This is a genomic window from Mycobacterium hubeiense, from assembly GCF_002838065.1.
GTDB lineage: Bacteria > Actinomycetota > Actinomycetes > Mycobacteriales > Mycobacteriaceae > Mycobacterium > Mycobacterium hubeiense.
This window is the reverse complement of sequence record NZ_PIZU01000005.1, coordinates 125,489-138,762: the sequence shown is the minus strand read 5'-3', so window position 1 is coordinate 138,762 and position 13,274 is coordinate 125,489. Positions and strand designations below refer to the sequence as shown.

13 protein-coding genes are annotated in these 13,274 nt (G+C 66.5%); 2 read left to right on the top strand and 11 right to left on the bottom strand.

Features of this window, described 5'->3' with window-relative positions:
• Nucleotides 1-2 precede the first annotated feature (2 nt).
• Nucleotides 3-848 (top strand): SDR family NAD(P)-dependent oxidoreductase, encoded by an 846-nt coding sequence (locus CWS39_RS06480; RefSeq protein WP_102142072.1) that lies wholly within the window; start codon nucleotides 3-5, stop codon nucleotides 846-848.
• On the opposite strand, the gene CWS39_RS06475 is transcribed toward CWS39_RS06480, so the two are convergent.
• The 8 genes from CWS39_RS06475 to CWS39_RS06440 are packed head-to-tail and all read right to left on the bottom strand — an operon-like array spanning nucleotide 842 to nucleotide 9,893.
• A complete protein-coding gene (locus CWS39_RS06475) occupies nucleotides 842-3,247 on the bottom strand; it encodes a CaiB/BaiF CoA-transferase family protein (RefSeq protein WP_102142071.1) in 2,406 nt (801 codons plus the stop codon). The two genes, CWS39_RS06480 and CWS39_RS06475, sit on opposite strands and share 7 nt — an antisense overlap.
• A 5-nt stretch (nucleotides 3,248-3,252) precedes the next feature.
• On the bottom strand, nucleotides 3,253-4,218 hold the full coding sequence (locus tag CWS39_RS06470; RefSeq protein WP_102142070.1) for an enoyl-CoA hydratase/isomerase family protein: 966 nt from the start codon (nucleotides 4,216-4,218) through the stop codon (nucleotides 3,253-3,255).
• Nucleotides 4,211-5,341 carry a M24 family metallopeptidase gene (locus tag CWS39_RS06465; RefSeq protein WP_102142069.1) on the bottom strand — a complete coding sequence of 377 codons (1,131 nt, stop codon included), beginning with the start codon at nucleotides 5,339-5,341 and terminating at the stop codon, nucleotides 4,211-4,213. The genes CWS39_RS06470 and CWS39_RS06465 overlap by 8 nt, the downstream gene beginning before the upstream one ends.
• Complete coding sequence (locus CWS39_RS06460; RefSeq protein ID WP_102142068.1) at nucleotides 5,331-6,566, bottom strand: M24 family metallopeptidase; 1,236 nt, start codon at nucleotides 6,564-6,566, stop codon at nucleotides 5,331-5,333. Before CWS39_RS06460 ends, CWS39_RS06465 begins: the two co-directional genes overlap by 11 nt.
• A complete protein-coding gene (locus tag CWS39_RS06455; protein WP_102142067.1) occupies nucleotides 6,563-7,747 on the bottom strand; it encodes an amidohydrolase family protein in 1,185 nt (394 codons plus the stop codon). Before CWS39_RS06455 ends, CWS39_RS06460 begins: the two co-directional genes overlap by 4 nt.
• 33 nt (nucleotides 7,748-7,780) lie before the next feature.
• Nucleotides 7,781-9,019 (bottom strand): cytochrome P450, encoded by a 1,239-nt coding sequence (locus tag CWS39_RS06450; RefSeq protein ID WP_102142066.1) that lies wholly within the window; start codon nucleotides 9,017-9,019, stop codon nucleotides 7,781-7,783.
• Between the two features lie 3 nt (nucleotides 9,020-9,022).
• Complete coding sequence (locus CWS39_RS06445; RefSeq protein ID WP_102142065.1) at nucleotides 9,023-9,217, bottom strand: ferredoxin; 195 nt, start codon at nucleotides 9,215-9,217, stop codon at nucleotides 9,023-9,025.
• 1 nt (nucleotide 9,218) lies between these two features.
• A complete protein-coding gene (locus tag CWS39_RS06440) occupies nucleotides 9,219-9,893 on the bottom strand; it encodes a TetR/AcrR family transcriptional regulator (protein WP_102142064.1) in 675 nt (224 codons plus the stop codon).
• A 101-nt stretch (nucleotides 9,894-9,994) separates the two neighbouring features.
• On the opposite strand from CWS39_RS06440, the gene CWS39_RS06435 reads away from it, so the two are divergent.
• Nucleotides 9,995-11,044, top strand: coding sequence for a S1C family serine protease (locus tag CWS39_RS06435; RefSeq protein WP_199177989.1), 1,050 nt, complete (start codon nucleotides 9,995-9,997; stop codon nucleotides 11,042-11,044).
• Nucleotide 11,045: 1 nt separating this feature from the next.
• Here CWS39_RS06435 and CWS39_RS06430 read toward each other — a convergent pair whose 3' ends face one another.
• Genes CWS39_RS06430 through CWS39_RS06420 form a run of 3 tightly spaced genes read right to left on the bottom strand, consistent with a single transcriptional unit; the run spans nucleotide 11,046 to nucleotide 13,269 of the window.
• Nucleotides 11,046-11,849: an SDR family NAD(P)-dependent oxidoreductase gene (locus CWS39_RS06430; RefSeq protein ID WP_102142063.1), complete on the bottom strand. Its 804-nt coding sequence runs from the start codon at nucleotides 11,847-11,849 to the stop codon at nucleotides 11,046-11,048.
• Complete coding sequence (locus CWS39_RS06425; protein WP_102142062.1) at nucleotides 11,849-12,691, bottom strand: alpha/beta fold hydrolase; 843 nt, start codon at nucleotides 12,689-12,691, stop codon at nucleotides 11,849-11,851. Before CWS39_RS06425 ends, CWS39_RS06430 begins: the two co-directional genes overlap by 1 nt.
• On the bottom strand, nucleotides 12,691-13,269 hold the full coding sequence (locus tag CWS39_RS06420; RefSeq protein WP_102142061.1) for an NADPH-dependent FMN reductase: 579 nt from the start codon (nucleotides 13,267-13,269) through the stop codon (nucleotides 12,691-12,693). The genes CWS39_RS06425 and CWS39_RS06420 overlap by 1 nt, the downstream gene beginning before the upstream one ends.
• Nucleotides 13,270-13,274 lie beyond the last annotated feature (5 nt).

The following is a 13,274-nucleotide window of genomic DNA, read 5'->3' as shown; positions in this document are numbered from 1 at the left end:
GCGTGGACAGTTTCGAGGGCCGCTGCGCGGTCATCACGGGCGGTGCCAACGGCATCGGTTTCGCCACCGCAACGGAATTCGGGCGCCGCGGTGCGCGCGTCATGCTCGCCGACGTCGATGCGACCGGGCTGGAGCGCGCGGTGTCGCAGCTGCAGGATCAGGGCATCGACGCGCGCGGCGTGCGCTGCGATGTCCGCACGTTGGACGACGTCGTCGCGTTGGCCGACGACGCGTTTGGCACGTTCGGCGCCGTGCATGTGGTGTTCAACAACGCCGGCGTCGCGCACGCCGGGCCCATCGCCCAGGTGACCCACGACGACTGGCGCTGGGTGATCGACGTCGATCTGTGGGGGCCCATTCACGGCGTCGAGGCGTTTCTACCCCGGCTGCTCGAACAACAGGAGCCCAGCCATCTGGTGTTCACGTCGTCGTTCGCGGGACTGGTCGCCAATGTCGGCCTCGGGCCGTATTCCGTTGCGAAATATGGTGTTGTCGCATTGGCCGAAAGCCTGTCGCGGGAGCTGAAGCCGGCGGGGATCGGCGTATCGGTGCTCTGCCCGATGATCGTCGATACCGACATCATGGCCAACTCCGAGCGCAGCCGGGCGGCCGATTACGGCGCGGGCACACCGCCTCCCGCCGACACCGCGCAACTCGTATCGCCCAGCGCCAAGCACGACGACAGCGTGCTCGACGTCACCGACGTCGCCCGGCTGACGGCCGACGCGATGCTAGCCAATAGGCTTTATATCCTTCCGCATTCGGCGTCACGCGCGTCGATCCGACGACGGTTCGAGCGCATCGACCGCACCTTTGACGAGCAGGCGGCCGACGGCTGGAGTCACTGACTGCGACCGGGTGGCGCGTGGCCGATGACGCCGTCGGCTTCCAACTCGGCGATCTCTGCCGCCGTCAATCCCAGCTCGCCGAGCAACTCCTCATTGTGCTGGCCGAGCAGCGGCGCCGGATGCCGGTGGAACCGCTGCGGCCCGCCCGAAAGGCGGAACGGTAAGGCGCTGTGCGGGGTTCGCGCGTTGATCGGATGGCCGACGTCTTCGAAGAATCCTCGATGGGCTAGCTGCAGTAGCTCGGTCTGACGGTGCGGCTGCATCACCTTGGCCACCGGAACGCCTGCTTCCCAGAGGGTTTGGACGATCTCATCGCCCGTGCGGTTCTCACACCAGGCGGCGAGGTGCTTGTCGATGACGTCGTGTCGTGCCCGCCGCCCCGCCGCGGTAAAGAGCGCCGGATCGGCGGCCCAGTCCGGGTTGCCGAGCGCATCGCATACGGCCTTCCATTGGTCGTCGGTCGCGACGGCGAGCGCGACCCAGCAGTCGGCACGGCCGAACTCGTCGATCTCGTTGGTGCGGTATAGGTTCTGCGGTGCCGCCGTCGGGCCGCGGTTGCCGTCGCGCTGCAACAGTGCGCCGTAGGCGGAGTATTCGATGACCTGCTCGGCGGCGACATTGAGCGCAGCGTCGACCATCGCCGCTTCGACCAGCACCCCTTCGCCCGTACGGCGGCGGTGCTCCAGCGCGAGCAGCAGCCCGTTGAGTGCGTGGATGCCGGCGTTCGGATCGCCCACGGAGTAGGGCTCGTACGGGTTGCGGTCCGGATAGCCGGTCAGCCAACTCAATCCGGCTGCCGCCTCGATGACGTAGGCGAACGCGGGGTTGTCCCGCCACGGCCCGTCGAGTCCGAAGCCGGGCATTCGGAGCATGATCGCATCGGGCCGGATCGCCTGCACCGCTGCGAAGTCCAGGCCGATCTGATCGAGTACTCGTGGCGTGAAGTTCTCGACGATGACATCAGCGGTCGCGATGAACCGGTTGAGCAGTTCGCGCCCGCGGGCGGTCTGCAGGTCGAGCGTGATGCCCTTCTTGTTGGTGTTCAGCCCGGAGAAGATCGGCGATTTCTCCCACCAGTTCTCTTCGGTGACTCCGATTCCGGCGATGAGCCGGGTGCCGTCGGGCCGGCGCGTGGATTCGATGTGGATGACCTCGGCACCGAGCAGGGCCAAAATGTGCGTGCACGACGGGCCGGCCCAGAAGGTCGTCATGTCGAGCACGCGCAACCCGTCGAACGGCAGTTGCGGCGAAATGGCATTCCTGGTCGTCAAGCGCGCGCTTTGACGACCAGGAATGCCATTTCGGCGGTAGTGGTCGGTGTGTTCGCCCAAACGCGGGGCGGGTTGCGGCGGGCACAGTTGGACCGGGTGCACGCGATACGGCGGGCCGGGCTGGCGAAACCCGTGGGGGTTCGACACGAACGACCCCCGCGCCACGAAATGATCCAGCGATTCCACATTGGCGCCGTTGGCCACCGGCGCGTTCGGGATCCGGAACGCCGTGGCGAGATCGCGGATCTCGTCGACGGTTTGGCTCTCGACCCAGGCGTAGAGTTCCTCGGCCTTCTCGTTGGCCTGTTCGGTGATCGACAGCGGCGAGTCCTCGTCGATCCAGTCCTCGTGACCCGTCATCGCGCACAGGTCGAACCATTGCTGCGCGGTGCCGCAACCGATGTCGACCAGCCCGTCCTTCGCCCGCGCGATCCCCGGGATGGTGAGCCGTCGCGCGTCGCGCCAGGGCCGGCCGAGCATCTGGAAGTAGGTCACCGGATAGTAGGTGAGCCCGAGGATTTGGGTTTCCAGCATGGACAAGTCGATCAGCTCGCCGGTGCCCCGCCGCTTACCCGCCATCGTCGCCGCACTGGCATATGCGCCTGCGAGGTACTCCCCCACCTGGCCGCCGACGAACACCGGCGCCCGGTCGGCCGATCCGCGTCCCAGCCCTACGATTCCGCCCGACCATGCCTGCAGGGTGAACTCCGTCGCCGGGCGCTCACTCCACGGGCCGTCCAGCCCGAACGGTGTGATCGAAGTGACGGTCAAATGCCGATGGGCGGCATGGATCGCCTCGGGTGTGAAACGCTGGTATTCAGCCACTTTCGAGCCGCGCGACCATATCACCGCATCTGCGCCGGCCAGCAGGTCGTTGACCAGCGCGACGTCATCGTCGACGGCGACATCGGCAACAACGCTGTGCTTCCCGCCGGCCAGAAATTGGAACAGCGCAGCGTCGCCCTCGACGGCAGCGCCGGAGGCCGACCACCGCCGAAGCGGATCACCTTCCGGTGATTCGACTTTGACGACGTGCGCGCCGCCGTCGGCCAGCAGCTTCGTGCAGTAGGCGCCGGCGATGCCCGTCGACAGGTCGACGACGGTATAGCCGTCCAGCGGTGCGGCCACTACCCCTACTTCTTCTTCTTGCGATTCGACTTGCTCAGCCGGAAATCGGGCGGGAACTTGCTGTCGTTGTCGTTGACCGCGTCGGCCAGCCCGCTGTCGATCGCGTCCATCATGTCCAGGTCGTCGGTGTCGTCGTTGGCGACACCGCTGCCCATCGACTCGAAGAATGCGGACAGCAGACTGCCCATGTACTCGCCCTGATGCTGCTTGTACACCTCGAAGAAGATCTTCTGCTGAAAGACGGTGTCCACGGGGCGGTTCCGGGCGCAGGCCTTTGCGTACTTGTCGACCTCGGCCTCGAGCTCCTCCCGCGGCACCACCTTGTTCAGGAAGTTGCAGTCATACATCTCGTCGGCGGTGAACGGGCGTCCGGTGAACACCATCTCCTGGAACTTGCGCAGCCCCATCATCTGGATCCACGTCCACATCCGCGGACCCCAGCCGTAGTACCGGAACGAGGGGTGCCCGAACAACGCGTCGTCGGACGAGATCACCAAATCGGCGTCGGCGCACTGGTAGAAGTGCCAGCCGTAACAGTAGCCCTTGGCTTCGACGATGCTGATCTTCTTGAGTTCCTGCAGCGGCCGGTTACCCGCTTGCACGTTCGCGTACCACGCGCTGATGGTCGCCCCGCTGCGGAACGTGCCCGACGGCGGATAGGTCACCTGACCGACGCCCTCGTCCTCCAGCCGCAGCTCGGCCAGCCGAAGATCCGTGTTGTCGTAGCCTTCCATGAACTCCGGCAGATCAGCGCCGCTGCCCAGATCGTCTCCGACACCGCGGATCACGACGACCTTGACGTCGTTGTCGACGGTCGCCGCTCGGCACAGGTCCGCATACCGCAGCCGCGCAGCGGACGTAGGCGCGTTGAGGTACTCCGGGCGGTTGAAGGTGATCGTCGCGATCTTGGTCTTCGGATCCTTGTCGTAGAGGATGATCTCCTCGGCCGACGGACGCTTGCTGTCAGCCATTGGACGCCCCCACCGTGCTGTTGTACGACGGACTCGTGGTCAACACCTCTGGCCCGTCGGAGGTGACCAGCACCGCATCGCGGCTGAACACCGCGCCGACGCCCCGCTGCCACACGTACCCGGTCAGCGCAAGCACCATGCCCGACTCCAGGGTCTCCTCGGCCGCGGTGGCCCGCAGGTGCGGTGACACCACCGGCGGATCGAAGCCCAGGCCCAGCCCGTGCGCCACCGGCATCGGCGGCAGGGGTTCGTCGCCGTACGCGGCGAGCAGATCACTCGCGGGAGCCCCGGCGCGGCAGGCCGTCAACAGCCTGTCCCACAACGCATCCCATCGTCGGTACAGCGCGCCATGGTCGGCATCGCCGACCGGCCAGGTGCGCCCCACTTCGCCGACGTACCCGTCGGCGAGCACACCCGCCGCGAACGCCACCAGGTCGCCGTCCTCGATCCGGCCGTGGCTGCGGGCCCGCCGCCACGGATGTTCCTTCGACGTGACCCACGCGGCGTCCTGCGTCGCGGGAGTGCTCACCCCGCCCGCCGCCTCGGCTTGCAGCAGCACACCGGCCAGCGTCTGCTCCGTGGCTCCCGGACGCAGTTCGGCGACCGCGGCGGCCAGCGCGTCCTCGGCCACCCGCAGCGCGCCGCGCAGTGCGGCCACCTCGTCGGCGGTCTTGATCCGCCGTGCTGCCCGCATCGCGGGTTCGGCGTCGACGAGCTCGGCGTTGGGAAAGGCCATCGGCAGCAGATGTGCGAAAGACGGTGTGAGCGCGTCGGTTCCGACCCGCCGCGCGGTGGCCGCACCCGAGATGGTCTTGAGCACGTTGATGAGCGTCATCGGGTTCCACGCCAGGCCGTACAGGTGATCGTGTGGGATCTCCTCGGGGATGCCCTCGTCCCAGGTGCTGTTCAAGTGGATCTCACCGGTGCCGCGGATGACGGCGCAGATCGGGCCGAACGGCCGGGTGCCGGCGACCCAAAGTTGCGGCGCGCCCGTCACATACCGGACGTTAGCTTGACGCCCCAGCACCAAGATGTCCAGATCGTGGGCTTCCATCTGGGCCAGCGCGCGTTCCCGCCGACCGTTCCGCAGTGCCCGATCGTCGGGCAGGATCTCAAGCGCCATAAGGGGTGTAGGGGTAGTCGGTCAACGGCGTGTAGCCGTCCTCGGTGATAACCACGATCTCCTCGCTTCGATAGCCGCCGGTGCCGTCCTCCCAGACCACCGGCTCCAACACCAACGCCATGCCGGCCGGGAACACGAAATTGTCGTCAAACTCCTCGCCGAGATCCGTTCCGATCATCGGCATCTCGGCGGCGTTGGTGCCGATGCCGTGCCCCAAATAGAAATGCGGTAACCATGGCTTCTGGCCGCCGTTGGCCGCGATCGCCGCGCGCGCCAGATCCCCCGACGTTGCACCCGCCTTGGTCACTGCCAGCACAGCGTCGAGGATCTCGCGCCACTTGTGGAACTGGTCCTGCTGACGCGGCGTGGGCTCCTGACCGACCAGCCAGGTCCGGCCGAAATCCGAACAGTAGCCGGTGTAGGTGATGCTGACGTCGGTCCACAGCACGTCACCGGCCGCGAGCTCACGTTCCGTCGTCAGCAGCGGCAACGCGAGATCGCCTGTGGTGGTCCAGGTTCCCTCCGCCTTGGAGGTCGGCATCACCTGCCAGATGGCCTCCAACATGTTGGCGGTCGCGCCCAGCTCGAAGGCTCGGCGCACGAACTGCGCGGACAGGTCGATCTGGCGCACCCCCGGCGCCAAGGACTTCTGCACGTCCACGACGGCTTCTTCGGTGATGCGGCAGGCCCGTCGGATACACGCGATCTGATCACGGGTCTTCACCAGTTTGGCCGGGCCGATCACCTGAGCGGCGTCCGATGGCGGGCCGGAGGGAAAGACCCGGTCTGCGGCCCGGCGCATCGCGCCGGTCATCTCGTCGACGGCCACGGCGGCGCCCGCCTTGATGAGGTCCGCCGCGATCCGGGCGAAATGCTCAACGCCCTCATCGAATTCGAGATACAGCGGGCCGTGCAGATGGTCGGCGGGGATATCGGCCTCGAAGGCGGCACCCTCGCGGAACGGCATGAACAGGTGCGGGTGTTCGTCGTCGGCGAGCACGATCGCGACCGGCCGCTCGACATGCGACAGGCCGGCGTCGAGCAGTGGCCAGCTGGCGCCGGTGGCGTAGACCACGTTGCCGTTGCCCAGCAGGATCAGTGCGTCGACGCCCCGTTCCGCCATGGCTTCACGCAGCCGGGCGCTGGTTTCCCGGCGCATCCGAGCGCGGTCCGGCTCGTCCGGTATGTCGGCGGCCGAACGGATTGCGGTCAAAGAGGTTGTCATGACGCAAGACCCAGGAATTTCTTGATGTTGGCGCTGACGATCTTGGCGGCGTTCTCCGGTCCCACCGCGTCGACCACCGCGGCGAGCGACTTCTCCGAGTAGCCGAATGTGCTTTCGTTGTGCGGGTAGTCCGATGACCAGAAAACCTTGTCGATGCCGATCTCGTCGATCAGCCGCAACCCGAGCGGGTCCACCATGAACGACGCGCTCATGTGGGTGTTCCAGTAGTAGCGGATGTCGTGCTGCAGTTGATGGTTGAACATGTGCCGGTACGAGGCCAGCAGATGCTCGGCGTCCTGTAACGCGGTGGGCACCCACGCGATGCCGCCCTCGAACCAGCCGATCCGCAACCCGGGGTGGCGGTCGAGGATGCCGGAGAAGATGTACTTGGCGAACTGCTCACGGAACGAGTCGACGTTGACCATCATGCCGACTACGACGCTGTTGTGTTCGCATGGCGTCTTCGGCGGGGTCTCGCCGATGTGGTGGGTGACGGGTAGACCGGCTGCTTCGATCTCGTCCCACACCGCGTCCATCGACGCGCTGCCGTAGTCGTAGATGTTGCCCTCGTCGTCCTTGCCCGGATTCAGCGGTAGCAGGAATGTCTTGAGCCCCAGTGACTTCAACTGTTCGAGGGTGCTGCGGGTGCCCTTCGGATCCCACCAGTTGATCAGCCCCACACCGTAGAAGTGGCCGTCGGAGCGCTCCTGCAGGTCGGCCATGTACTCGTTGTAGATCCGGAAGACACGCTCACGGATCGCCTTGTCCGGGTAGTGGAACAGGGCCAGCACCGCGTTGGGGAAGGCCAGCTCCCGATCGACGCCGTCCTCGGCGAGTTCACGAATGCGCGCCTCGATGTTGTTGGACGCCGCCCCGGCCAGGTCGTCGTATTGCATCAGGACCCGGCCGAAGTCACCGCCGACCCAGGACTTGCCCTTCATACCGACCATGTACGCGCCGTCTTCGTACCAGATGCGCGGCGCCTGGCCCTTCAGATCGTCGGGGAAGCGTTCGAAGAAGATGTCGTCGGCGACCGAGATGTGGTTGTCGGCCGAGAACACCTCGGTGCCCGCAGGCAGGCCGACGACGCCGCCCTGGGCGTGGCCGCGACGCTCTTTGGGCGCGCCCCAGCCTTCGGGGGGATACAGCGTCGCTGTCGGGCTCGAAACTGGTGGGGCCATTGTTCGTACTCCAATCGGCTGGGTTGAAGTCGGTTACCAGGTAACGGGAAGTTCGTAGACGCCGTAGGCCAGCCGGTCGTGCTTGAACGGCACCTCGTCGAACGGGATGGCCAACCGCAGGGTGGGAATTCGCCGCAGCAGCGTGTGGAACACGATCTGCAGCTCGGCCCGCGCCAGCTGCTGGCCGACGCATTGATGGCGGCCGTAGCCGAAGCCGAGCTGTTGGCCGGCGTCGCGCGTCAGATCCAGCTTCTCCGGCTCGGGATAGGCGCGCCCATCCCAGTTGGCGGGGGCGAGGTCGAGGATGATGCCCTCCCCCGCACGGATGGTCTCCCCGGCGATCTCGATGTCCTCGATGGCCACCCGGCGCTGGCCGTTCTGGATGATCGACAGGTAGCGCATCAACTCTTCGACTGCGTTGGCGATGAACTTCGGATCATCCGAATCACGTAGCAGCGCAGCCTGTTCGGGGTTTTCGAGCAGGGCCAGCACGCCGATGCCGATCATGTTCGCGGTGGTCTCGTGCCCGGCGATCAATAGGCCAGTGCCCAACTGGGCGGCCTCCTTCACGCTGATCTCGCCGGCGTTGACGCGCTCGGCGAGGTCGGAGACCGCATCCTCGGACGGATTCTTCATCTTGGCTTCGACCAGGTCGATGAGGTACTTGTGCAGGCTCATCGCGCCCTTCTGCCCGTCTTCGGCGGTGGCGTAACGGGCCAGCCCGACGTTGGCGTGGTGCTGGAAGAACTCGTGGTCTTCGTAAGGGACACCGAGCATCTCGCTGATGACCCGGGTGGGCACCGGCAGCGCGAGCTTGGCGACGATGTCGGCGGGCTGCGGCCCGGCCAGGATCGCGTCGATGCACTCATCGGTCACCTCTTGGATGGCGGGACGCAGCCCCTCCACGCGCTTGAAGGTGAAGGGCTTGGACAGCATCCGGCGGAAGCGAGTGTGTTCCTCGGCGTCTGAGGTGAATACCGACCGCGGCCGCTTGTGCACCGTGGACAGCATGTGTTCATTCCAGTGCGGGAAGCCCTCGCGCCGGTCGTCGACGCTGACGCGCGAATCGGCGAACAACGCGCGGGCGACCTCGTGACCAGTGATCAGCCACGGCGTGCTGCCATCCCAGATCCGCACGCGCGAAAGTGGTTTCGCCTGGCCCATCTCGAGCACCTTCGGTGGTGGCGCGAACGGGCATCGCGGATCCCGGTCCATCGGATACTCCGGGATGTCTTCGGCCGTCGCAGTGGTGCCGATCAGGGTGTCAGACATACGTCATTCCTCAATGTCGATGGCCAGGGCTGGGCACGCCGTGGCTGCCTTGCGGGCGTTGTCGGCTTTGTCGGCGGGTGGGCTGTCGTTGAGCAGGACGACGACGCCGTCGTCGTCACGTTGATCGAAGATGTCGCTCGCGTTCAGCACGCACTGGCCCGACGACACGCATTTGTCTTGGTCAACAGTCACTTTCATGTCACGGACGCTCCGTAACGGGTGCCCTCCAGAGGCCAACGATCGCGTCGATGAGGCCGGATCCGACGCCACTCCAATTGGTTCGGGGTACGGCAGAGCCTTCGGCGAAGGCCCGTTCGAAGTCGGCGCAGGTGTGCATCAACAGGTTTCGCGCCATGATGTTGCGTTCGGTGACAACCTCGGCCGGCAGATCGGGCAGGCACCGGGTGATGCCCTCGACCACGGCCACCAGCGACGGCGAGGCGAGCGCGTCTTTGATGACGATCTTGTGGTAGGCGGGGTCCGTCAGCGCCTGCGCGGCGAAGCGCGCATACCAGGTGGGGTTGCCCAGCTGGGCCAGGTGTTCGGTGAGCGAGCACACCAGGCATGCGATCCAGTCACGCAACTCGGTCGAGTCGCCGGTCTCGGCCACCATCCGCTCCAGCAGCCGTTCGATGGACGCGCGATGTTTCTGCTCAATGGCCCGCACCAGGTCGGTCTTGGTGCCGAAGTGGTAGCCGACGGCGGCATTGTTGCCTTGTCCGGCGGCCTCACTGACCTGCCTGTTGGACACCGCGAACATGCCGTGTTCGGCGTACAGACGTTCGGCCGCCTTGAGAATCGCCTCCTGCGTGCTGCTGGCCCGCTCGGCGCGCACGGCTCTGGCTGTCGTCACGAGATCAGTGAACCCCGCCACAGCTGTTAAGTCAAGCGACTGATTTAAATGTCTGCGCGGCACAGTGGGTACATGGAAGGAGATTGGCCGCGCGTCACCGGCGCGCTGAGAAGGAATGGAGTATGACCAAGCATTTCAAGAAGTACGCAACCCCGGCGCTCGTCGTCGCCGCGGTGGTATCGGCGTGCACGATGGGCAACGAATCTGGGTCCGACCCGAGCCCGACTGCTAGCCCGACCACGTCCGCCGCGCCGGCGTCGCCCACCGCGCAGGATGCCAACCCGTTCGACTATGTCGAGATCGTGGAGCAGGTGAGCCCCAGCGTCGTCACGGTGCAGACCGACACCGGCGTGGGCAGCGGCGTGGTGCTGCGGTCCGACGTCATCGTCACCAATGCGCATGTGGTGGGCCAGCAGCGCGACGTCACGATCGTCTTCGCCGACGGCGTCCGGTCCCCCGGCGAGGTCGTCGGCACCGACAAAGTGACCGATGTCGCGGTGGTGCGCACGGAACGCACGAATCTGCCGGTTCCGCCGTACCGCACTGACCTGCCCAAGCCGGGCGAACGCGCCGTGGCCATCGGCAGCCCGCTGGGCTTCCAGAACTCCGTGACCGCCGGCATCATCTCCGGACTGCATCGCGACATCCCCGGCTCCGCCGCGTCGACGCCGTCGTTGGTCGACCTGATCCAGACGGACGCCTCGATCTCGCCGGGCAATTCCGGGGGTGCGCTGCTCGACGCGCAGGGCCGCGTCGTCGGCATCAACGAGGCCTACATCCCGCCGGTGGCCGGGGCGGTGTCGATCGGGTTTGCGATTCCGTCGGCGACGGTGCTCGATGTTGCCGAGCAACTGCTCGCCGACGGCACGGCAACGCACCCCTATCTCGGCGTCTCGGTCGGTCGTCTGACGCCGGCGATTCAGCAGCAGCTCGGCGCCGACGTCGACTCCGGCGCAGTGGTGCTGTTCGTGGATCCGAACGCTCCGGCCGCCCGGGCCGGCGTTCAGCACGGCGACGTCATCGTCGAGCTCGCGGGTAAACAGGTGCACTCCGTCGAGGACCTGCTCGAAGCGCTGCGCCAGACAGAGCCGGGACAGCAGGCGCCGCTCGTCGTCGTGCGCGGCGAAGAACGGCAGCAGCTGACGGTGACCATCGGCTCGCAGTCCGGTTGATTCAGGACTTGCGGGCGGTCACCTTGCCCGCGACGGTGCCGCCGTCGACGGGCAGCACGGTGCCGGTGACATAGCGGGACCGGTCGGTGGCGAAGTACAGCGCCGCCTCGGCGACGTCGTCGACGGTGCCCTCCCGCTTGAGCGGACGGTCGTCGCGCATCTGCTGACGGATCTTCGCCTCGAACTGTTCCAGCTTCTCGAGGTCCTCCCCGGAGGCGGACTTGCGCACGATCGCCGTGCGAATGTTTCCCGGAGCGATGGCGTTGACGCGAATCTCATAGTGCGCCAATTCGATTGCCGCGGACTTCGTGAATTGGATGACCGCGGCCTTGGAGGCGCGATAGGTCATGACGCCGCCGCCGGCCTGGATGCCGCCGATCGAGGTGAGGTTGATGATCGACCCGCCGCCGTGATCCTTCATATGCCGGGCGGCGTCGCGGGTTCCCGCCATCACCGCCCGCACATTGATTCTCATCACCTTGTCGAAGTCGGCGAGGTCGTCGTCGAGGAAGCGGCGGTGCATGGTGCCCGAGATCCCGGCGTTGTTGACCATGACGTGCAGCCCGCCGAACCGTTCGACGGCCGTGGACACCAATCCGCTCACCTGGCCGAGCTCCGACACGTCGGCTTCGACGAACAAGGCGTCACTGCCGATTTCGGCGGCCAGCGCTTTACCGCTGTCGCCGTCGACGTCGCCGATGAGGACCTTCGCGCCTTCGGCGGCGAAGCGGCGCGCCAACCCGGCACCCAGCCCCGACGCGCCGCCGGTGACGATCGCGACCTTGCCCGCCAGTTCGTCAGCCATCAGGCGGACACCTTTCGCCCAGCCTCGACGTCGAGGAAGTCGAGCAGCACTGTGTTGACGGCGGCCGGCTGCTCGATCTGCGGGCAATGGCCGGCGTTGTCGATCACCACCGAATGGCCGTGCGGGATCTGGTTTGCGATGTCTGCGGCCCATCCGGGGGGCAGGAGTTTGTCGCCCCCGCCTTCGACGACGAGCGTCGGCACGGTTATGCGGTCGTAGGGCCGCACGCTCGACGGCAGCGGCGGCGGTTCCAGCCCGGGGCGGCGAACCCTGGCGGCCGCCAACGCCTCCCACGCGCCGGGCGCGATGCTGGACTCGTAGCGTCGCTGCACGTATGCGTCGTCTGCCGGATAGGAGGCGTCGTAGAACAGCGCCTCGACGATGCGGCGCATCCCGGGCAGAGTGGCGTCGTAGTCGTAGAGGGCGGTCGAGTATTCGTTGCGCTGGATTTCGCCGCCGCCGCAGATCGTGACCAGGCTGCGCGCCGGCAATAGCGGCGCGTCGGAGGTGGCGTCGACGAACAGGTTGATCGCGCCCATCGAATTGCCGACGAAGTGGGCCGAGCCGAGCCCGAGCACCTCGCAGAACCGGGCGATGTGGCGGATCCGCATACCGCGGCCGTCGTTGAAGTCAATGACTTTCGCGGTGCCGCCGAACCCGAGCATGTCGGGGGCCACTACGTGGAATCGCTCGGCGAGTGCGCCGATATTGCGTTCCCAGCCCAGCTCTGCGCTCGCGCCGAACTCCCCGCCGTGGAGCAGGACGACGGTGTCGCCTTGTCCCGCTTCGAGATAACTGGTGACCAGGCCGTCCACCAGGACGGTGTTGCGCTGAACGGTCATCACGTCGCCCGGGCGAAGGTCAGCAATTGCGTGGCCAACATGTCGAGTTGGTTCTTGATCGTCTCGTCGGCCAATTCTCCTGAGCTGTCCCAGATCTGGTCAGCAGAGTTGATCGCGACGCCCAGCGGCGTCGGCCAGGCCCGCAACGCATGGCCGATGACGCGGAGCTGCCCGAGTGTGCCCACTGCCGCCTGCCACCCGTAGGCGCAGCTGATGCAGCCCCAGGGTGTGTTGTCCAGGTACACCCGCGGATCCTCGCGCAGATCCTCGATGTAGTCGAGGGCGTTCTTGACCAGTCCGGATATCGCACCGTGGTATCCCGGCGAGCCGACGACCACCGCATCGGCCTCGCGCAGCGCACCGACCAACTCGAGAGCCTTTGGCGTGCGTTCCAATTGGTGCGGCGCGTACATCGGCAGGTCGAGGTCTTCGCCCGCGAACATCCGCGTGCGTCCGCCCTGTCGTTCCACCGCTGCCAGGCAGTACCGCAGTGCGCGTTCGGTCGACGAGTTGGCGCGCAATGTTCCGCCGAGGCCGACGACGAGCGGACGTCCACCGGTCGCTGTACTCACTGTCATCTATA